Source organism: Alicyclobacillus sp. SO9 (assembly GCF_016406125.1).
GTDB lineage: Bacteria > Bacillota > Bacilli > Alicyclobacillales > Alicyclobacillaceae > SO9.
This window is the reverse complement of sequence record NZ_CP066339.1, coordinates 665,084-684,748: the sequence shown is the minus strand read 5'-3', so window position 1 is coordinate 684,748 and position 19,665 is coordinate 665,084. Positions and strand designations below refer to the sequence as shown.

20 protein-coding genes are annotated in these 19,665 nt (G+C 49.7%); 7 read left to right on the top strand and 13 right to left on the bottom strand.

The features are described 5' to 3' along the window. Nucleotides 1-102 precede the first annotated feature (102 nt). The 3 genes from GI364_RS02960 to GI364_RS02950 are packed head-to-tail and all read right to left on the bottom strand — an operon-like array spanning nucleotide 103 to nucleotide 2,918. On the bottom strand, nucleotides 103-747 hold the full coding sequence (locus GI364_RS02960) for a Bax inhibitor-1/YccA family protein (RefSeq protein WP_198852236.1): 645 nt from the start codon (nucleotides 745-747) through the stop codon (nucleotides 103-105). 25 nt (nucleotides 748-772) lie between these two features. Then, a complete protein-coding gene (mutY, locus tag GI364_RS02955; RefSeq protein ID WP_198852235.1) occupies nucleotides 773-2,017 on the bottom strand; it encodes an A/G-specific adenine glycosylase in 1,245 nt (414 codons plus the stop codon). Nucleotides 2,018-2,021: 4 nt separating this feature from the next. Then, a complete protein-coding gene (locus tag GI364_RS02950) occupies nucleotides 2,022-2,918 on the bottom strand; it encodes an MBL fold metallo-hydrolase (RefSeq protein WP_198852234.1) in 897 nt (298 codons plus the stop codon). A gap of 97 nt (nucleotides 2,919-3,015) precedes the next feature. Between GI364_RS02950 and GI364_RS02945 the strand changes: the two genes are divergently transcribed. Beyond that, the gene (locus GI364_RS02945) at nucleotides 3,016-3,258 is read left to right on the top strand and encodes a hypothetical protein (protein WP_198852233.1); all 243 of its coding nucleotides are present in this window, start codon (nucleotides 3,016-3,018) and stop codon (nucleotides 3,256-3,258) included. Nucleotides 3,259-3,386: 128 nt separating this feature from the next. Here the strand turns inward: GI364_RS02945 and GI364_RS02940 are convergent, their stop codons facing one another. Next, the gene (locus GI364_RS02940) at nucleotides 3,387-3,908 is read right to left on the bottom strand and encodes a ribonuclease FAU-1 family protein (protein ID WP_198852232.1); all 522 of its coding nucleotides are present in this window, start codon (nucleotides 3,906-3,908) and stop codon (nucleotides 3,387-3,389) included. 314 nt (nucleotides 3,909-4,222) lie between these two features. Between GI364_RS02940 and GI364_RS02935 the strand changes: the two genes are divergently transcribed. The 5 genes from GI364_RS02935 (at nucleotide 4,223) to GI364_RS02915 (ending at nucleotide 7,762) form a co-directional block, all read left to right on the top strand. Next, on the top strand, nucleotides 4,223-5,155 hold the full coding sequence (locus tag GI364_RS02935) for an ABC transporter ATP-binding protein (protein ID WP_198852231.1): 933 nt from the start codon (nucleotides 4,223-4,225) through the stop codon (nucleotides 5,153-5,155). Then, complete coding sequence (locus tag GI364_RS02930; protein WP_198852230.1) at nucleotides 5,152-5,397, top strand: hypothetical protein; 246 nt, start codon at nucleotides 5,152-5,154, stop codon at nucleotides 5,395-5,397. Before GI364_RS02935 ends, GI364_RS02930 begins: the two co-directional genes overlap by 4 nt. 15 nt (nucleotides 5,398-5,412) lie before the next feature. Beyond that, nucleotides 5,413-5,898, top strand: a complete 486-nt coding sequence (locus GI364_RS02925) for an ABC transporter permease (RefSeq protein WP_198852229.1) — start codon at nucleotides 5,413-5,415, stop codon at nucleotides 5,896-5,898. A gap of 77 nt (nucleotides 5,899-5,975) precedes the next feature. After that, nucleotides 5,976-7,163: a sensor histidine kinase gene (locus tag GI364_RS02920; protein ID WP_198852228.1), complete on the top strand. Its 1,188-nt coding sequence runs from the start codon at nucleotides 5,976-5,978 to the stop codon at nucleotides 7,161-7,163. Next, on the top strand, nucleotides 7,160-7,762 hold the full coding sequence (locus tag GI364_RS02915) for a response regulator transcription factor (RefSeq protein WP_198852227.1): 603 nt from the start codon (nucleotides 7,160-7,162) through the stop codon (nucleotides 7,760-7,762). The genes GI364_RS02920 and GI364_RS02915 overlap by 4 nt, the downstream gene beginning before the upstream one ends. Before the next feature lie 50 nt (nucleotides 7,763-7,812). Here GI364_RS02915 and GI364_RS02910 read toward each other — a convergent pair whose 3' ends face one another. From GI364_RS02910 to GI364_RS02870, 9 genes are all read right to left on the bottom strand, one after another. After that, the gene (locus GI364_RS02910) at nucleotides 7,813-8,394 is read right to left on the bottom strand and encodes a hypothetical protein (RefSeq protein ID WP_233095988.1); all 582 of its coding nucleotides are present in this window, start codon (nucleotides 8,392-8,394) and stop codon (nucleotides 7,813-7,815) included. Nucleotides 8,395-8,599: 205 nt separating this feature from the next. Then, nucleotides 8,600-8,857: an HPr family phosphocarrier protein gene (locus GI364_RS02905; protein WP_198852225.1), complete on the bottom strand. Its 258-nt coding sequence runs from the start codon at nucleotides 8,855-8,857 to the stop codon at nucleotides 8,600-8,602. 88 nt (nucleotides 8,858-8,945) lie between these two features. Then, nucleotides 8,946-9,881: a DNA-binding protein WhiA gene (gene whiA, locus GI364_RS02900; RefSeq protein ID WP_198852224.1), complete on the bottom strand. Its 936-nt coding sequence runs from the start codon at nucleotides 9,879-9,881 to the stop codon at nucleotides 8,946-8,948. Between the two features lie 30 nt (nucleotides 9,882-9,911). Further along, the gene (gene yvcK, locus GI364_RS02895) at nucleotides 9,912-11,084 is read right to left on the bottom strand and encodes a gluconeogenesis factor YvcK family protein (protein ID WP_304503171.1); all 1,173 of its coding nucleotides are present in this window, start codon (nucleotides 11,082-11,084) and stop codon (nucleotides 9,912-9,914) included. A gap of 2 nt (nucleotides 11,085-11,086) precedes the next feature. After that, a complete protein-coding gene (rapZ, locus tag GI364_RS02890; protein ID WP_198852223.1) occupies nucleotides 11,087-11,953 on the bottom strand; it encodes an RNase adapter RapZ in 867 nt (288 codons plus the stop codon). A 15-nt stretch (nucleotides 11,954-11,968) separates the two neighbouring features. Beyond that, nucleotides 11,969-12,907, bottom strand: a complete 939-nt coding sequence (locus GI364_RS02885) for an ROK family protein (RefSeq protein ID WP_198852222.1) — start codon at nucleotides 12,905-12,907, stop codon at nucleotides 11,969-11,971. Between the two features lie 132 nt (nucleotides 12,908-13,039). Further along, on the bottom strand, nucleotides 13,040-13,516 hold the full coding sequence (locus GI364_RS02880) for an NUDIX domain-containing protein (RefSeq protein WP_198852221.1): 477 nt from the start codon (nucleotides 13,514-13,516) through the stop codon (nucleotides 13,040-13,042). Nucleotides 13,517-13,787: 271 nt separating this feature from the next. Next, nucleotides 13,788-15,737 carry a selenocysteine-specific translation elongation factor gene (gene selB, locus GI364_RS02875; RefSeq protein ID WP_198852220.1) on the bottom strand — a complete coding sequence of 650 codons (1,950 nt, stop codon included), beginning with the start codon at nucleotides 15,735-15,737 and terminating at the stop codon, nucleotides 13,788-13,790. A 10-nt stretch (nucleotides 15,738-15,747) separates the two neighbouring features. Next, nucleotides 15,748-17,490, bottom strand: a complete 1,743-nt coding sequence (locus tag GI364_RS02870) for a tetratricopeptide repeat protein (protein WP_233095987.1) — start codon at nucleotides 17,488-17,490, stop codon at nucleotides 15,748-15,750. 393 nt (nucleotides 17,491-17,883) lie between these two features. Between GI364_RS02870 and argS the strand changes: the two genes are divergently transcribed. Continuing rightward, entirely contained in the window at nucleotides 17,884-19,593 is a 1,710-nt protein-coding gene (argS, locus tag GI364_RS02865; protein ID WP_198852219.1) for an arginine--tRNA ligase, read from the top strand. Nucleotides 19,594-19,665 lie beyond the last annotated feature (72 nt).

Genomic DNA, 19,665 nt, shown 5'->3' with positions numbered 1-19,665 from the left:
AAAATCAGTGACAATCTGTTCGGGACCAGCACACCGTCTCCGGCGACCTCTTAGGCGTATTGTCCGTTCGTCGTCATCACATTGTTGCGGATTATTATACTGTTATCTTCTGGAGGATTGCAAGATACCCATGAGCCGGAGCACAAACAGAAACAGGTTGACAAAGTCCAAGTACAAGGACAACACGACCCAAGGAACCATGGCTTCTGTCAGACCTTGCCTGGCAATCCGATTGACGTCAAACAGCACATACCCGATGAACACGGCAATGCCAAGCAGAGCATAAATCAAATTGGCAAGGTTCGAAAATGGGATAAACAGTGTCACCAATCCCATCAGTAAAACAGCCATTAGACCGATAAACAGAAAACCTCCGAGAAAGGAAAAATCCAAGGACGTCTGAGCAGCAACAATAGCAGCAATCAAGAAAGCACCTGCACTTACACCGACTGCTTCTAGCACAATAAAGCTGCCCAACTGACTGATATACTGCGAAACCACCAAATACAGTGTCATGCCAGAAATAAAAGTGAATGTCAGGACAAACCCCATACCAATTTGTCTTCGCCCCTGCATTAGCATTGCCGCGATAATCATGACAACTTCTACAATCATCAGGACCAAAAGCAGCGGGGTCGGAACAAACTGCCCTAATACCAGACCGACAAACGCTGTCAGCAGGCTGAGAAACAAGCCTGAGAACACTTTGGGTAAAACAGCCTGTCTCGATACGGAGTACGTTTCCACCTCTTCACCTCACCCCCATACAGATTTAACCGAAAAATGACGTCAGCAACTTGTCATAAACCCGGGGCACCGCAAGCTCGGAGAGTTTGTCTTCACCTGCGAAAACAAGGCCTCTCCCCTCCGCAATCCTGTGCAGCGGCCAGCCTACGGGCTGCAGAACCTGTACATGCCATTCGATATGAGTAAATATATGCTTGACCTGTGCAATTTCATGAAAGTCGCGGACAGGACCCTCTGCCACTTTTCCGATGCTTTTGTGCTGCGACCCTACATAATTTTCGGCACGCACTGTATTCGTATCAACCTTATTCGTATCAACCTTATCCCCAGCAACCTTATTATCGTCATACAAACTGGTGTCCAGCATGCCTTCGAGCAGTATTTTCGCTTCCCGATGTGCCGCTCCTGCACCCAGCGGGGCTGACGCCGGCAGTTCCTTGGCCGGTAATTGCCACATGCCTGCAAGCAGACCCGTTGCCGGCCGTTGTTGCAAAAGAACCTTCTCGTCTTGCTGGCACCAGAGCGCGATAACCTGAACCACTTTTCTATCGGGCTTCTTTTTCCTGACTGGAATATCCTGGGTCAAACCCAGTTCACGCGCGGTGCAACGGGTTTGAATCGGGCATTTGCCGCAGTCCGGATTACGCGGTGTGCAGACAAGTGCACCTAGCTCCATTAGACCCTGCGTCATCAATCTCGGGGGTTCCTGCTGCAGCCACTGCTCTACCGTACTGGTAATAACGGTGACCGCCTGACGGCTTCGTACTTCTTCACGAACCCCCAAAAACCGTGCCATGACACGAAGCACATTCCCGTCCACAGCCGGAACAGGCTGATTAAAAGCAATACTCATCACCGCGCCGGCGGTATATGGGCCGACTCCGGACAGACCTCGAAACTTTTGTGCGTCCTCGGGAATCAGGCCGTCGTAGTTCTCAGCCACCTGGATGGCTGCCCTATGTAAGTTCCTTGCACGTGAATAATAACCCAGACCTTGCCACATCTTCACTACTTCTGACTCTTGTGCAGCTGCCAAATCGAGAATTGTCGGAAAGCGTTCGAGAAAGGCATAGTAATAAGGGATAACCGTTTCAACCCGAGTTTGTTGCAACATCGTTTCGCTAATCCAAACCTGATAAGGATTGCTTGTTTCTCTCCAGGGCAGCTTTCTCTGGTTCTGAAGGTACCAGTCCACAAGCTGACGTGCCGATTCCGCGACAGCGTTCTGCGTTTTAACATGCGTTGTAACAGTGTCCTGCGTTTCGCACATGTACTTAATTCCCTCTTTCAAACCATAGGTATCCGTCTTCAACAACCGGTTTCACGAGACCTTGTTCTACCGCTGCAGTGATACATGCGGAAACAGGCGTGCGAACTAGAGCATACGGTCCTGCGCCCCGCGGAGTCAAATTCAATTCCTGACATACCAGGCTCACAACCTGTTCCAGTGTCCGCCTCTCTGCGGCAATGTAAGTTGTAATCAAGTCAAAAACCCGCTGCAACCGATGAATATAGTAATCCACTGCTCGGCCAGGTTTGTCCGTCACAATACCGTGGGCAGGCACCCACCACTGCGCATTCACAGTCTTTGTTTGCTTTGCGCTCTGCAGCGTCTCAAGGTAATTCACGAAAAACGGAAGGCCGTGTTTGTCTGTGATATTTTCATCCAAATAAGCATCAGCACAGAAGAGCACCCCGTCCACAAGGATTCCGGACTGGTAATGGGAATGCCCAGACAAGGCAACCGACTGAAATGTACGCTCTGCAATTGTGAACGATGCGCCGCTCTCGAACACTTCGTCTACCCGGCTGGGGGCGGCCAGTAAAAACTTTCCTCTCATATCTGGAAGCGGTGCGGCGCCTTGCCAGAGATACTGAGGCTCCCATGCAGGGCGGCGAATGACGTCTGCTTCACCCACAGGTGCATAAAAGCGCGGGTCAGCGCGTTTTTGCAGGGTTTCGTTGCCGCCAAAGTGATCGGCGTGAGCGTGAGTATTAATGACCGCAATCAGGTTGTCCTGAAGTTCATTGGCTGCTTTTAGCAGATTTTTGGCAGACTGCTTGTCTAATCCAGAGTCGATGGCAACGAGTCCCCCGGGTGTCTTTACAAGGCCCAGATTGACGGGACCCGCAACGACAAACACGGTGTCTGTAATGTGCTGTAAATCCATCTTTGTCCCCGACCTCCGTCTGAGATATTTATTACCAGCCTTTGCTGTGCGTACATCCGTCCACAATGGATACAATACAGCACGGGAGGTGCTGGCCATGTGGGAAATGATGAATGGAATGACCAACGGCGTACGAAATCGGTTTATGCCCAGAAGGCGTAACAACATGGGGACAATGACAGCCATGTTGGTAGGCGCCAGTGTGGGTATTGCTGCTTGGGAAGCCATGCGGCGCGGAAATGTGACGTCTCGGATTAATAACCGTGCGCAAAGTATGGCACAGGACAATGCCGAACAAATCGCTGAGAAAGTCATGAACCAGTTGGATGACGAAGAATAACAAAAAATTCCGTCATTTGAGTCAGCAAGGCAGAGTCGGCACAACAACCGGCTCTGTCTTTCACGTACACTTAGATTGCAGCACTGTACAAGATGCTGGCAAATTCAAATGGATCGGGAGTATGCGCTTTAGTTTCTGTTGTGACGGTAGTTTCTGCCGTATTTTTGTTTCCAAAACTGGTATGATAACTTACTGCGTTTAATGGCATCCACGAATTTCTGGGTATTGTCCATAACCCTTGTTGCTTCGGCTAAGCTAATGTTGTGCTGATATACGGCTTCGCCGAATTCCTCCAGGTCAATCACATGGTAATAGTTCCTTTCGTAAATCAAAACATCGACATACATGTCCTCTATATAAATATATTCCTGGTCTTCCCACACCTTAACCAGGTCTACATAATAATCAAATTTAAGACGCGGATGCTTTATTGGTTTATCGTCTTTTACGCAGGTACTCACTCCAATGCCCCATTGTGGATATATTTCACGAATTTGATATGTATAGCCGCTTTCAAGTGCTGGCCTGTGGGCCACTATCAGCCCTGGCTTTCGCCAGAATTTATATACTGGAAACGGGTTATCACTGCGGTCGATTCCCGTTCCGTCATGTTTATGTATTCGCGTTACACGCCCTGGTCTCAACGTCATCCTCCGCACCACCCCCCTTTAGGATTTTCCATTAAGCGTACCACTAAGCAGCCAGCCAAACAACAAACTGTAACCCTAAGTTATACCCGCATCTGCATCCGGAACTCATGACAAATGTCATCTCCGATAGCTGACCACACTCAGTAACACAGCCGTACACCTTTCTATATGCTTAGCTTATTAAAAGTCGTCAATATTTGCCACACCGCGAAGAACCGCATTTGCGCCGATTTACGCTTGTACAGAACCGTGCGGATAAAGACGTCTGTTCGTAAAGACCTGTATTGCAAAATCGTGCGATTGGAGGAGAAAACATGGATGCAGTCACCTTTCAACACGTATCAAAATCTTATCGAACTACTACAGCTGTTGCCAATCTGTCTCTGAACATCAAGCAAGAAACTGTAGTCGCATTACTTGGACCAAACGGTGCCGGAAAGACCACTGCTCTTTCCATGACGCTGGGGTTAACACAACCTACTTCGGGAACTGTAACGTTGCTCGGTCAAAACCCGAACCAGCCGCGAACCAGGCAGCGTATCGGGGCGATGCTTCAAGAAGTAACGATGCCTGACAAAACGAGCGTTACAGAGCTTGTCAACCTGTTTCGATCTTATTATGAGCACAGCGTCAATACAAATACCCTGCTGGAGCTGGCTCAACTGACGAATTTGGAAGGCCGGCCTGTTCGCAAATTGAGCGGAGGTCAGCAACGAAGACTGCAGTTTGCACTGGCCATGGCAGGAGACCCTCGCATCTTGTTTCTCGATGAGCCTACTGCAGGAATGGACATTACTTCTCGGCAAGGGTTCTGGAAAACACTGCGTCGGTTTTCCGAGACCGAAGGAAAAACAATTGTTTTTTCAACCCATCATCTTGATGAAGCAGATGCTGCCGCAGACCGGGTTCTATTGCTCCAAAACGGGCGCTTGATTGCAGATGGAAGTCCCGCGGAGTTGAAGACAGCCACCGGGCTCCGGTTGATTACTGGCTCTCTAGACCCGAAAACAAACCGAACCGACCTGCTTGCCTTACCTCATCTCGCAAGTCTCGAATGGCAGGGGGACAGATTTACAATGAGGAGTACGAACTCAGATGAAACACTGCGGTCATTGATTCAAGGAGACTTTAGTGTACGGGATATCGAAGTACGCGGCGGCGGTCTGGAAGATGCTTTCGTAGCACTGACGATGCAAAATCAGCAAGCACAACAGACACAGCAAGCACAGGAGGCAGACATCCGATGACAGCATTGACCGCACAGTCCTTATGGGAAATTAAACGACAGTTCCGCAACAAGCGGTTCATTGTCTTCACACTTTTCATTCCTCTGTTTTATTACTTTTTGTTTGTTCACCTTAACGGAGCATCCATGAAAATTGGAGGAACACAGTGGAGTAAGTACTTCATGATGTCCATGGCTGCGTTTAGCGTAATCGGATCGGCTCTTAACAATCTGGCAGCACGCCTGGCCTTCGAACGAACATAGGGCTGGATGAAGTTAATGCGCACTACGCCGCTGCCTCCCTCCAGTTACGCAGGCAGCAAAATCCTAGGGCAAACCGTTATAGGAATTCTATCCATCCTCGTCATTTTTATTGCCGCTGCTGTTGGGGAGGGTGTTCAGTTGCCTGTGCTGCAATGGGTAGAGTCAATCCTGTGGATCGCGATTGGTTCGTTTCCCTTCATGGCGCTCGGCATTCTAATTGGATTGGTCGGGGGTGTAGAAGGCTCAGCCATGATTGGTAACGGTGTGTATTTCATCCTCTCCATTCTTGGCGGGCTGTGGTGGCCGCTAAAAATGATGCCGGCTTGGATTCAGGCTCTGGCAAAGTGGACGCCAACATTCAGTTTGGGAGACGGCGCTTGGAAAATTGTTGCGGGAAAATCTATAGGCCTTCATGACATCTCTGTGCTGACTTTGTCTTTTCTTGTGCTCCTTTTGCTCATAGTGTGGATGGCAAGAAGGAATCTGAGCCTGTCCGCGTAAATTATAAATCAAGCTATAACACTGTTGTTGTAATTCATCACATGCTGCCAGAACCAAACAGCGAGGAGCCCCCCACAATGCTTCTTTTTCCAAATCAATATAAGAAAGTCGGCTACATGTATTTGCTGCAATTACTCATCCCGGCCTTTTACCTGTATTTCATGAAGTCCTGGGAACAAGTCGTCCTTGGCATCGTGCTGCTGGGGTTGCTGGCACTGTCCTATATTCTTACATGGTGGACGACCGGACGGCGGTACACTCTGATTGTAATTGGAGAAATACTGCTGATGCTCATCATGGGTGCAGTGCTCAATCCCGGTTTTCTCAGTGTTGTCTTTTGGCCGGCCGCAGCCATTGGCCAGTTGCACAGTGCACGGCATAGAATGTGGGCCTTAGTTGTGCTGATTGCTTCCGGGCTGACAGAAGTCTTCGTATTAGCTCACGTCCGTCACGCCAGTCTTGAACCCTGGTGGCCGATGATTTTCGCCGGTGTCGCTGCTGCCGTTCTAACAGTCTATGCGGTCCGGTGGCAGGCGCAAATTACGCGTTCCAGACATGAGCTTGAGGTTGCCAATACAGAAATTGAACGGTTGACGAAATTAGCAGAACGAGATCGAATCTCCCAAGATTTGCACGATGTGCTGGGTCACGAATTAGCACTGATTACACTAAAAAGCCAGTTGGCAGAACGGCTGGTTTATCGCGACGCCAGTCGAGCTCAACGAGAACTAAGAGAAATAAGAGACTCAGCCAAACGTACGCTGACAAAAGTGCGCGACTATATTGCCACTGCAAGGACACCAGTGCTCGACGAAGAGTGGATTGCCGCTAAGCACCTGTTGCGAGCCGCTGACATCAGTTGCGAGACTGGGGGCGAAATAGCCTCTGTTGAGCTTGCGTCCGCTTGTGCGCAGGCTCTCGCGATGTCGCTGAGAGAATTGACGACGAACCTTGTTAGACACAGCTCTGCTTCCCGTGCGAAGCTGTACAGTGAGGAGACTGAACACAGTCTGTGGCTATGGATAGCAGACAACGGACAAGGACTTTCACAGTCAGACACACAGCACGGAGGCCATGGACTCTCTGGAATCATGGCCAGGTTAAACGCTGTCAACGGAGAACTGGGTATTTGGTCGAGAGGTCAGTGGATCACGTTTTGGCACCCTGAAGAAACGACTCAACTTGCAGCGTTTTCACCCTTTACTACCGTGTTTGTCGTCCGCGTGCCCAAAGCCGCGCGTTCGAAAATGGAGGTTGGAATATGATAAACGTCGTGATTGCTGACGACCAGTCCATGATTCGCACTGCACTGTCAGCACTTCTTGGAATGGAAGAGGATATCGAAATCAAGGGAGAGGCTGCAAACGGGTTGGAGGCGTTGGAGCTATGCTTACAAGTACGGCCTGACGTGGCGGTGCTGGACATTGAAATGCCCGGAAAGAGCGGACTCGAGGTTGCTGAGAGACTCCGTGAGAAGCTGCCGTCCTGTGCCGTATTGATGGTAACTACATTTGCGAGGCCTGGATATCTGCAGAAAGCCATGAAAGCAGGAGCGAAAGGATACCTCTTGAAGGAAAAAGATGTAGAAGAGCTTGTAAGTGCAATTCGAACCGTCGCCAACGGCGGAACAGTGGTAGACAACGAATTGTTAATGACCGCGTTCTCTGCAGAAAACCCTCTCACCTCGCGGGAGACTGAGTTGCTGGCTGCGGCTAGAGCAGGCGGCACAACGCGTGAATTAGCGGGCAAGCTCCATTTGTCAGAAGGTACGGTCCGCAACTATGTGTCTGAAATCATTGCGAAGCTTGAAGTTCAAAACAGGCAGGAGGCTGTCCGCAAAGCAGAGGAAAGCGGCTGGATTTAAGCGGACGCACCTCACTGATGGTTGCAAAATCGAGAGAATTCGACGCTCAGTCAGCGCTTAAATCTGCCCGATCGGCTTGGACGCGGTCTAAACCGAGCATTGCGCTTTGGCAGATTAATTTTGGACATCATAGAATTATCCATGTGAGGAGTGCGATTTTTCCCACGAAACCTCATTTTCGAATTAAAGTTCATTTTGCTGTGACTAAGAGCAGTTCTGCGGCGACTGCGGCGTAAAAGCAGCCACCCGCCTCCAGTAATTACGACTGTACCTGCAAGCAACCAACTCATTGGAATCGCCTCGAAGGGTAAGGCATAGGTAAAAGAGTTTGGCGAGAATCCCTCAATAACGACAAAACGACCATCTGCACTAAAGATTTTCGCCGTTGGCGGAAGAACAATGGATTGACTCTGATTGTAGAACTTAAGATAACCCTCTTCATCCTGGCCTTGATAGCTCCAATTATCGATGATGGGCTGGCCTATGGTTACTTGTGTCCAGAGTGGATTCTGAGATTTGAACGGGACTATCATTCCATACAATTCATAGGCAGTGATTATCATGGCCAATAATGCAAAGACGAGGGCAAAGCGAGGTAACTTGGCCCCTGTACCCTTGCGGAACCTATTCATCACGGTGTTCCCCCTGTCCCACAGTCTGTCCTAGAGAAAACGCCCGACGTCTTCATTCGAACCTTCTTACTAGAACTTATGAATCTGTCCATTAGGACAGAACTGCGGAACATCTAGAGAATTGTGATGCCCTAAGGGTCTTACCGTCTTTGACGTTAATCCAGTATACGACCCTAAGAGATGTCCTTATGCATTTAAATCAGAATTACTCCTCGTTACTGACCATCTCTACAAGTCGATTGACAGCGTCCTTGGCATCAGAGCCATCTGCTTTCACCGTAATCTGCTGTCCGTTTGCAATCGCTAATGACATAATTCCCATGATGCTCTTAGCGTTCACAGATTTTCCGTCTTTCTCAACAAAGGTATCACTGGAAAATTTGTTCGCCTCCTGAACAAATAGTGCAGCGGGACGCGCCAGCAGACCTGAACGTAAGCGAACTGTTATAGTTTGTTCGACCATAAACAATCTCCTTCCATATTCTATTGCGCAAAGTATAGCAAAAGTATGACATTATACCAATGTGCATTTCGCACAGGATTACTGCTTTTTATTTGCCGAGTTGTTCAGCAATCTGCTCTAATTTCCTAAACCTGTGGTTTAATCCTGACTTACTGACCTTGTTTCCCAATCTTGCGGTCAATTCCTGGAGGTTGACCTCCGGATACTTTTGTCTGAGTTCAGCCACTTCTCGCAAGTGATTCGGCAGATTTTGGATCCCCATGTGTTCATCTATAAATCGAATTACTTCTAATTGGCGAACTGCAGCGCCAATGGTCTTGTTGAGATTTGCTGTCTCACAATTCACAAGTCTGTTGACTTGGTTGCGCATTCCTTTAAGAATACGAACATCTTCAAACTTCAGCAATGCCTGATGAGCACCAATAATGCTCATAAAGTCAACAATCTTCTCGCCCTCCTTCAGATAAAGGACGTATCCGCGTTTACGCTGAATTAGTTTCGCATGCAGTTCGTAGGCATCTGTCATCTTTATAAGTATCTCACCCAACGCCTTCGTGGATGCGCTGATTTCCAAGTGATAGGAATTACTCCCCGGGTCGTTTACCGAGCCGCCGGCCAAGAACACACCGCGCAGGTACGCCCTTTGACAGCAACGCTTGCGGCGTTTGTCGAGAACTGGAACCGATTGCTCTACCGCGCCTGGACTTGGAAGACGGTTCCACCCGAGTTGTTGCAGCAATTCCAACGGGTGGGTAGAAAGACGGATTGCGTATACATTGTTCTTTTTCAGACGCATCTTTTTTCGTACAACGACTTCAGGATGAACCGTAAGGGCTGCTTTTATGAGGGTATAGATGCGACGTGCAATAGCAACATTCTCTGTCTCAATGTCCAGGACAGGGCGGCCCCCAATGGTTTTCAATCTGCCGTTTGCCGTTATCAACGCTTCCAGTTCTGTCCGTTGACAGCAGTCAGACTCTTCAATGAGAGTCAACTCTTTTTTTGTTCGAGATGCAAATGACACAACCACCACATCCTCTTTCCAGGCATCACTTTACTTACCGTATGAAGTTGCTGAGCGCCTGTCGTAACCGATGAGGTTTACGATTTGATCTGCAATCAAACGACTGTCGTGACGAGCATACGTGGCGTAGTGCACGAAATCTCTGGCAATAACTTTAAGTCCCAGGTTATGCAACTGCTCCATGTCGACAAGAACAGGGTAGGAGTTTTGAGCTTGGTACTTTTCCAGTGCCTCTGTCGGCAACGACGCTCCATTCACAAGGATATAATCAAACAATCGATGCTGCACATGCCGATATATCTCTTCTACATGCCTGGACGCCGAAAATGCGTCTGTTTCGCCTGGCTGTGTCATGACGTTGCAGACAAAGATTTTCTTAGCCCGGCTCTTCATGATTGCCTCCGTAATCCCTGGTATAAGCAGATTGGGAAGAATACTCGTATATAAGCTGCCGGGACCAATGACAATCGCATCGGCGTTTTCAATCGCTTCTACAGCTTCAGGCAACGGCATGACGTCTGCCGGCACCAACTCAATGCGCTCAATGCTTTGTCCCGCTTCGGGGATATTAGATTCACCTTCGACAATGGATCCGTCCCGGAGGACAGCCCGCAGCTTTACATCTTCTCGTGCAGCAGGAAGCACACGCCCGTGAACCGCAAGAACCCGGCTTGTTTCCCGTATGGCCGTTTCAAAATCTCCCAGAATATGTGTCATTGCTGCCAGAAATAAGTTCCCAAAGCTATGCCCGCGCAATCCGCTGCCGGATGCAAACCGGTATTGCAGAAGCCGCTCGAGCAATGGTTCTGTATCCGCCAGGGCTACCAAACAGTTTCTTATATCTCCCGGCGGCGGCATGGCAAAATCAGAGCGCAAACGTCCTGAACTGCCTCCATCGTCAGCAACAGTCACTACTGCTGTTAAGTCGACGTCATACTCCTTTAACCCTCTGAGAAGCACTGACAATCCAGTGCCGCCGCCAATCGTAACAATGCGCTGCCGGCGCTCGATTTGTTTCATCTTTTTTCTCGTCTGGCGGAGCGTCTTCCACCATCCACCGGCCAACATTACCATGGCAACAATCAGGACCGCAGAACCCAAGGCAAAGGTATTGCTTCGCAATCGAGTAATGTTCAAAGCCCCGGCCAGTATGCCGCAGCCAAAGATTCCGATTGTCCAGGCTAGCAGCCACCACCTGCGCATATCTAGCCCTCCCGCTTATAGTCACGATGTGTCAAATATACATCCGCTTCAGAATCAATATGCTCCTTCAAATGCTTGGCAATCGCCACAGAGCGGTGCTTTCCTCCTGTACAGCCAACGCCGACAACCAAATGACTCTTTCCTTCTTTCGTAAATTCAGGGATAAGAAAATCAACCATGTCCTCCAAGTGCTTCAAGAACACTTGGGTTGCCTCGCACTCCATTACGTATTTGTAAACAGGCTCATCTTCCCCAGTATAAGGCTGTAATTCAGCAACGTAATGAGGATTTGGCAAGAATCTGACATCGAAAATCATGTCTGCATCAATTGGAACCCCGTACTTAAATCCGAAGGAAATAACATGAATCGGCAAAGCATCAGCACTGGAAGTAAATCGGTGGACCAGTTCCCGTTTCAACCGAGTCTGCTTCCACGACGTTGTATCGAGAAGGATGTCAGCCTCATCGCGTACTTGCTCCAGGGCCCGGCGCTCTTCTGTAATGGCCTCCAACAGACCTTGGCTTTCAAGGAACGGATGTCGCCTTCTCGTCTCCTTGAAACGACGGACCAGCGTTTCATCGCTGGCCTCCAGATAAATGACTGTTGTCGTGACACCGGAGTCCTTTCGAAGTTCACGTACTGTATTGACCAGAGGCTGAAATAATGAGCCCCCGCGCAAGTCACAGGCCAGTGCCACCTTTCTCAATGAATCGGTTGACTGTTTTGCCATTTCAACAAATTTGGGAATCAAAGCAGGCGGCAAGTTATCCACGCAAAAATAGCCAATATCCTCCAAAGACTGCATCGCGGCTGTTTTTCCCGCCCCAGAAAGTCCAGTAATAATTAGGATTTCGACCAATTTTGACATGTTTACGACTCCTTCTTACTGTCGTGACTGAATCGCAAGACGTGCAGCTCCGATTACACCTGCATCATTTCCCAATTCTGCCAAAACAATGTCTGTGCCTTCGTTTACGCGCGACAAACTGAACTGTGCAAATGCCTTTCGAACAGGATTGAGCAATACATTACCGGCATATGAGACACCGCCGCCAACAACGATTTTGCCTGGATTGGTGACAGTCGCAGCCAATGCCAAGCCATATCCCAACCAATCAGCGGCTTCATCCACTACTTCCTGTGCCGCAGCATTTCCATCAGAAGCAAGTCGAAATACGGATTCAGCACCTGCCAACTCTGTCTCCTGTGGAATTCGCCCTAACTCGCGAAATTCCTTCGCGCGACGAACAATTGCAGTGGCAGAAGCGAGGGTTTCGAGACAGCCTCTATTCCCACAATTGCACAGCGGTCCATCTCTTTTCACAACCAAGTGACCAACTTCACCCGCCATCCCTGTGACACCGCGAATCAATTTGCCGTTAATGACAACGCCGCCGCCTACTCCGGTGCCAATGGTTGCACACAATACGTTTGCAGAATCCCGGCCTGCTCCCAACCAACTTTCTCCCAGCGATGCCACGTTCGCATCATTTTCAACAACCACAGGAAGTCCGAACACAGAACTGAAGTGCTGTTTTAAAGGAACATTTGTCCACCCGAGATTGACTGCTTCTATAATCACCGACTGATTATCATCCAAGAACGCCGGAACACCAACACCTACGCCCTCCACCTGACTTACATCAATACTGACCTGGGAACAGGAGTGTAATAACGTGTCGTACAGTCGAGCTGCCATATCCTCGAAGCCCCTATTGGCATGCGTGTCAACCTTTTGCTTGTACTTGATTTCTCCCGTGTCGGTCACTAAAGCAGTTTTGACCGAGGTTCCGCCTATGTCCACTCCAAAAAAATATCTCACTCCACTTGTACCCCTTCACGCAATTACACGCAGTATTTACATCGCACCAGCACGATGTGGCATAAAACCTGTTGTATTGACCTGTTGTATGGATAAGAAGCCCTTCACATAAAATATCCAAACTCATGCTTCCTAAATGCCTGGGTGGATTGCCCAGTCAAGAAGTTCCTCTGCAGCTGTGTACGAAAACTTGCCGAAATGAACTACCTGTGATTCAAAACCGGTTGCAAGTGTATTTTTCACCATCCACCTGTCACCTTCATTCATCGGCAGCTTTTCTAGTTGTTGCAACGACACTACTTCAAGCTTGCCTTCACGCGAATGCACGTTCATTTCCCCAGAGATGTCTTCAGTTGCGAATTGTACAATTGTTCGAACGTCTTCAAACACACCGGGCGACGTTTGCGTACGGACCAAATAAATACCGGCCAAAGTCACATTTCCGACAATCAGTCCTGTTTCTTCCCTAACTTCGCGAACCGCGGCTTCGAGCCACGTCTCGCCCGCATCTACTTTTCCGCCTGGGAGATACCACCAGCCTCGGCGAGGCTTTTGAATCATCACAATACCCTCGTTAAAACGCAAACAGGTATTCACGATGATTTGCATAAGTTCATCACTCCACGATGTCGAGCTCGCGGTCTTTCCGTTTTCACATCAGACTCGCTCATTGGGTACCACTTTTATGATCCTACACGAAATAAAAAAAAGGCGCCATACCGGGGCGCCAACTGCAACGTAAATATATTCAATAAGGGGGTCAAATGTGATGCACCCTTATAGTACAGTGCCCATGTTGCATTCATATTACATTGGCTTTAAGAATTTGTTACACAAGAAAAAAAGTTTCAAATTGAGTCGGTCAAGCCCCGTTTTTAACTCAGAGTGTAATGGTTCGCACATCTTCTTTTCGATGAGTCACCTTCCGCTCATCCAAGTACTCCAGCAACATGACTGTAATCTTTCGATTTGACGCTAATGCGTCCCTGGCCATGGCGACCGTAAACGGTCCCTGTGCCGCGTACAACTCACGTAAGCTGTCGACTGCAGCGTCCAGCGCAGCCTTGTGAAGCCACAGCCCCTCGGTTAACTCGAGAGCTGTCCCTGCTTCTTCTAGATGCCGCAGCAGCGCCTCTGCAATTCTGTCGCGCTTCGGGACTACCGCCTTCAGTTCCGCGACCGAAACCGGCTGTAGTCCGGCACTGCTTAACATATGCTGGAGCTTGGAAAGAATGAACGACTCCTCATCACCAAGAGTCACCTTCCAGTCTGTTGCCTTCACCCGTGTTTCCTTTACAATCCAGCGCTGCTCACGGCTGCCTTCTTGCAGTAACCACAGTAAGTCGCGCTGTGAAAACTCGCTTTCAGCACCGCTGTGAGCGCTGGTCCGGTTCCCCCGTGGCAATCCGTTGCCCGCAGCAGCAAGCAATCGCGTCCGCTGCACCCAGTTCAAAAAACGTTGCTTCTGGTGCAATTCCCACAGAGCCTGTTCCATGTCCCTCAGTGTTTCCTCCACATGCGCCGTCTTCATCCAGCCGCTAGGGAGTTCGACCACCGTCTGTTCAGCTTGTGCCCTTTGCAGCAAGTCCGCAGCCTCAGCAACGGTTAGGCTCAGCGCGGCCGCAATTTCAGCTACCGGTATGCACGCCTTGCGCCCGAGTATGGCCAACAGTCGCTGCTGTGGACTATCACTGTCTCTCTCAGACAGCATTTCCAATACATTTGATCGTTTTCGCCGGTGCAAACGCGTCGGAGCCACATCGATGACTCGACCGCCGCCTATTGTCGTGACGGGTGAGTAGCTGCGCAAGACAAAAAAGTCCAATGTGTCACATACAACTGGCCTGTCCAGTTGTATTTGGACATAGGCTTCCGAACCTGCAGTGAGTACGTCGTCTTCGAGCAGGAGCAATGTCCCAATGGCTTCACTTGTCCCCAGGTGAAAATGGACTCTTTCACGGTGCTCGACGGCTTTCTCTCGTCCGTCCAAAACGTGAACTTTTGCATCTATAAGCTGCGTCTCGTGCAGCGTTCCAAAAGCTGATGCTGTGAAACCTCGGCGCAATTCATGTTTGTCGACACCCGTCAGGTTCAATGCGGCCCGCTGTCCGGCTTTGGCCGCCTGTACCTTCTCACCATGAACCTGAATCCCCCGCACCCTGGCTTCTTTTCCCCCTGGCAACAGTTCCACTGAATCACCTGTATTAATTTGACCGCGCCAAATTGTCCCGCTGACGACCGTTCCGAATCCCGGAACAGAAAAGACTTTGTCAATGGGAAGACGAAAGGCACCTGAAGCATCTCGTGTCTCACAGCTCTGTACGAGTTGATACAGGGCTTCTTTCAACGCTTCCAAACCCTGGCCGGTCTTTGCACTGACAGGGACAATTGGAGACTCAAAAAAAGGGGTATCGGCGAGGCTTTCCTGAATGACATCGACTGCAATTTGAGTCAAATCTGAATCTGCCAAGTCTACTTTAGTCAAGGCTACTACACCCTGTGTCACACCAAGCAACTGCAAAATTGCCAAGTGTTCATAAGTCTGCGGCATCAGTCCCTCGTTTACGTCCACAACCACAAGGGCACCGTCAATGCCGGCGGCTCCCGCAACCATGTTTCTGACAAAACGCTCATGCCCCGGTACATCAACAATCCCGGCTACCGTTGCATCAGAGAACCGCAATGGTGCAAAATCAATATCTATAGAAATACCGCGGTTCTGTTCTTCCTGCAGCCTGTCAGTGTTTTTCCCCGTCAATGCCTGAACAAGCATCGTTTTACCGTGATCGATATGCCCAGCTGTCCCAATTACAACGTGTCGTTCTGTCACCCGCATGCCCTCACTTGTTCAAAGGAAAGTAAGTCTGCAGCCGTCTGCTGGCCTTTCGCAGCGATGAAACGGATACACCCAGCGACTCTGCAACTTCCTTTTGAGACGTTTTTTGGCCGGCTCCCTTGATGGCAAGGTAGACAAGCCCCGCAACCCAAACCTCAGGCTTGATAACGCGTACGTCATTGCGGATAAACAGACGTTTCAAAAAGCCGAGCCAAGCCGTCTTGGCCGGCAAATGGCAATCCGTACAGTTTTTCTTGTGCAACATTGCCTGTGTTTGCTGCCAAATGGCACTCCACTGTGAATCAACCTGAAGCAGCATCTCCCACGGCAAGTTGTCCAAGGGCTGCTTGACTATTTGCGTTCCGTCGTAGTATTCAACCATCCCGTTGGGATCACAGATTTTTAGAGCAGACAATGCCACCTGGCGAATTGATTGTGAGACATCAGTACGACGTACAAACAGTCGTAAGGCTTTCTGTGCATCTTCGTCGCCAATAATGGCTAAAGTGCGGATAACCGCCCTTCTTGTCTCGCCGTTGCCATGGCGCAGCCCCCAGTACATCGAAGCGCGAAGGACCGGATCGTCCTGCCATTCCGAAGGCTGCGCGCTGTTCAGCCTGCGCTTCATCTCGGCAAACTGATTTTCTATGGGCAAGTCATACTGGTAACTCACTCGCAGACTGTGCGCGTTTGTGTTGACTGCGGTGTCCAGACGGTCCAGATGGTAATCTGCCACCGCCTCCAAGTCAGGCAACTGCCGCAACTGCTTCCACCATTTGCGAGCGGTTGCAAAACGACCTGTATTGGCTGCCGCTGCAGCAATGGAATGCATCAGTGCCGCATCAGGAATCTCAACCAATTTGGCCAGGACAGTGAACATTTGAAGAGCGGTTTCGTGGTCACCAACCAGACCCAGTGTTGTTCCGACTTTCATGGCCTGGTCGTAGTGCAGCGGGAATACCCTGCGAAGCTTATCTACACACTCATACAGCCGTGCCTTCGGCCCTTGATGAATACTGTATACGGTCAGATTACAAAGTGCGTGAATATTGTCAGGCTGTATCTCCAGAACCCGTTCGGTGGTTGCAATGGCTTCGTCGTGCATCGCAGTATAGTAATAAGCTAGGGAAAGGTTATTCATCGCAGCCAGATTGTCCGGTTGGTCTTGAATAATGTCTTCCAGATATTCTACCGCTGCTTCAAAGTGACCTGCTTCCAAGAGGTGACGTCCATCTCGATGAGCAGCACTTCTTTCCTTCTCAGCCTGGGATTCCCGCCAGCGTTCATATGCCCTGCCGCCGCCGAACTCATCTACCAGCAGAGCCAGCATTTCCTCAGCGTCTGGAGCGTATTCACCGTCTGGATCGGAATCCAGATAGCGCAGCACATGCTCCTCTGCAGCCTCGTATTCCCCCATGTTGGCATAGTTGTTCGCCAAGTAAAATTGGCATTCTGCCATAGTTGGGTCCAAGTCGTTTAAAACGTGCAGGAGGACTTTGTTCGATGCCTCAAAGTCGCCCATTTCTGACAGCACACCGGCGAGATTAAAGTGGTTGACCGGATTCTCCGGCTCGTACTCGATTGTCCTCTGAAAGGCCCGCAAGGCCTTGGAAAGATGATTTCGTTCTAGGAAGTGAACGCCTCTTTCAAAAAAATAGGCTGCATCCAAGCGCATGTCGATGACGTTGTTACCCGTCCTCAGCATTTTATAGTTTAGTGTATAGTTCTCTGACTTGTCGGTGGCCAAAGGGAACCTCCCCCAAAGTTGAGTATGATATAAGACAGCTTAAACTCCACTGTTCGGACTACACTGTATAGCGGAGAGTGTCACTCGGTGGCACCCGTTATTATGTGAACTACTTCGGTTAGGTGCAGTATAACACACTCTGGAAAAACCTTAAAAGGCACAGATTACCCTGGCACAATAGAATGAGCATAATCTCAAACACATTCACGAAAAACACTCTAGAACGGATGGTGTCGCGAGCCGTTTGGACCAGTGCTATAATATGTGGATTATGGGTATCCTTTTGTGCCATACATAAGGATTTCGCATGTCTGCAGAAAAGAACCTTCGCAAGGTGCCGGACAACCAACCCCGGACAGCCTTTTGAAGATTTTGGTCAAGGAGAGAACGAATATGAAATCACAAAAGGAAATCATTGCTGACGCCCTTTATGAATATCTCGGTGTCAGTCAGGACGAAGTGACAGCAACCTTAGAGTATCCGCCGCAACCTGAGTTGGGCGATTTGGCGTTGCCATGCTTTCGGTTTGCAAAAACGCTGAGAACATCTCCGCAGAGTATTGCTGCAGAGGCAGCCGATAGATTGCAACAGTCGGGCCAATTCGAAGCTGTCGAAGTGGCTGGAGGTTTTGTCAATGTACACGTAAGGAGAAATAAGGTAACAAGCAGCCTGCTGTCGGACGCAGCCGTGCCCGAACATCTGTTTTCCAAGCAGAGGCACTCTGGCCATACGGCAGCAGTTGATTATTCTTCTCCTAACATCGCCAAACCTTTTGGAGTCGGGCACCTCCGGTCAACTATGATTGGACAGGCTATTGTACGCATGCTCCGGGCGGATGGGTTTACGGTAGAAGGCATTAACCACTTGGGTGACTGGGGTACTCAGTTCGGGAAGAATATCGTCGCATTTCGTCGCTGGGGTGACGAAAACGCAGTCCGAAAGACTCCGGTCAAGGAACTGTATCAGCTGTATGTACGTTTCCATGAAGAGGCGAAGCAACATCCGGAACTGGATGAAGAAGCCCGTCTCTGGTTCAAGAAACTGGAGGAAGGCGACGAAGAGGCAACCGGGTTGTGGAACTGGTTTATTGAGGAAAGCCTCAAATCTTTTCGGCAAACATACCGCCTCTTGGGCGTTGACTTCGACCACTTCCTCGGCGAGAGCTTTTACAATGACAAAATGGATGCAGTTGTAGAAGAGCTTCGGGAACAACATTTGTTGGTTGAGAGTGACGGTGCAGAGGTGGTTGACCTGTCTCAGTACAATATGCCCCCTTGCATTATCCGCAAGTCTGACGGTGCAACAATCTATGCAACTCGAGACTTGGCTGCAGCCCTTTACCGTCACGATGTCCTTGGCGCCGACCACCTCATCTATGTTGTGGGCTCCGAGCAAAAGCTTCACTTTGCGCAGATTTTTAAGGTCTTGGAATTAATGGGACGGGAATGGGCTTCGAACTCGCAACATGTGTCCTTTGGAATGATGAAGTATAACGGTGAAAAGATGTCGACACGCCGAGGAAAAATCATTTATCTCGAAGACGTGCTGCAGCGTTCAATTTCAGAAGCCCTGAAGATCATTGAAGAAAAGAATCCTTCCTTGGAAAACAAGGAGCAGGTGGCTGAAGACGTTGGTGTAGGTGCAGTCATTTTTAACGACTTAAAGACCTATAGGATTCACGATGCGGATTTCCGCTATGAGGACGTGCTGAATTTTGATGGTGAAACAGGTCCTTATGTACAGTACACGCACGCGCGCGCGTGTAGTGTTCTGCGGAAGGCGGAAGCCGCTGGTTACACAAGTGCAACGGCTGCGGCCGCGGAAGGCGCTGCCCCCCTCATAGACAGCGAATGGGCATTGGTCCACCACTTGAGCCAAGCTAACGAGTTTTTTGAACGGGCGGTAGATGGGATGGATCCATCTATCATGGCAAGGTTTGTCCTGGATTTATGTCATCGCTTTAACCGTTTCTACCACGATGCACCGATTCTTACAGCACAACCGGAGATTCGTGCGGTACGTATAGCTCTCACTGAAACTTCTCAGCGAGTCATTGAATACGCGCTCTACTTACTGGGGCTGAAGTCACCAAGACAAATGTAACAGCGGGTCGCTGAATGATGCCAATAAGAATCGCCGCCCACGGCTGTGGGCGGCGATTCTTGAGATGTGTAT

Excerpts from the sequence above, each read along its gene's own strand:
- GI364_RS02930 (WP_198852230.1), top strand. The coding sequence starts at position 5,152 with ATGACAGCATTGACCGCACAGTCCTTATGGGAAATTAAACGACAGTTC.
- GI364_RS02945 (WP_198852233.1), top strand. The coding sequence starts at position 3,016 with ATGTGGGAAATGATGAATGGAATGACCAACGGCGTACGAAATCGGTTT.
- GI364_RS02935 (WP_198852231.1), top strand. The coding sequence starts at position 4,223 with ATGGATGCAGTCACCTTTCAACACGTATCAAAATCTTATCGAACTACT.
- GI364_RS02950 (WP_198852234.1), bottom strand. The coding sequence starts at position 2,918 with ATGGATTTACAGCACATTACAGACACCGTGTTTGTCGTTGCGGGTCCC.
- GI364_RS02940 (WP_198852232.1), bottom strand. The coding sequence starts at position 3,908 with ATGACGTTGAGACCAGGGCGTGTAACGCGAATACATAAACATGACGGA.
- rapZ (WP_198852223.1), bottom strand. The coding sequence starts at position 11,953 with ATGTCAAAATTGGTCGAAATCCTAATTATTACTGGACTTTCTGGGGCG.
- GI364_RS02925 (WP_198852229.1), top strand. The coding sequence starts at position 5,413 with ATGCGCACTACGCCGCTGCCTCCCTCCAGTTACGCAGGCAGCAAAATC.
- yvcK (WP_304503171.1), bottom strand. The coding sequence starts at position 11,084 with ATGCGCAGGTGGTGGCTGCTAGCCTGGACAATCGGAATCTTTGGCTGC.
- argS (WP_198852219.1), top strand. The coding sequence starts at position 17,884 with ATGAAATCACAAAAGGAAATCATTGCTGACGCCCTTTATGAATATCTC.
- GI364_RS02905 (WP_198852225.1), bottom strand. The coding sequence starts at position 8,857 with ATGGTCGAACAAACTATAACAGTTCGCTTACGTTCAGGTCTGCTGGCG.
- mutY (WP_198852235.1), bottom strand. The coding sequence starts at position 2,017 with ATGTGCGAAACGCAGGACACTGTTACAACGCATGTTAAAACGCAGAAC.
- GI364_RS02910 (WP_233095988.1), bottom strand. The coding sequence starts at position 8,394 with ATGAATAGGTTCCGCAAGGGTACAGGGGCCAAGTTACCTCGCTTTGCC.
- GI364_RS02915 (WP_198852227.1), top strand. The coding sequence starts at position 7,160 with ATGATAAACGTCGTGATTGCTGACGACCAGTCCATGATTCGCACTGCA.
- GI364_RS02920 (WP_198852228.1), top strand. The coding sequence starts at position 5,976 with ATGCTTCTTTTTCCAAATCAATATAAGAAAGTCGGCTACATGTATTTG.
- GI364_RS02880 (WP_198852221.1), bottom strand. The coding sequence starts at position 13,516 with ATGCAAATCATCGTGAATACCTGTTTGCGTTTTAACGAGGGTATTGTG.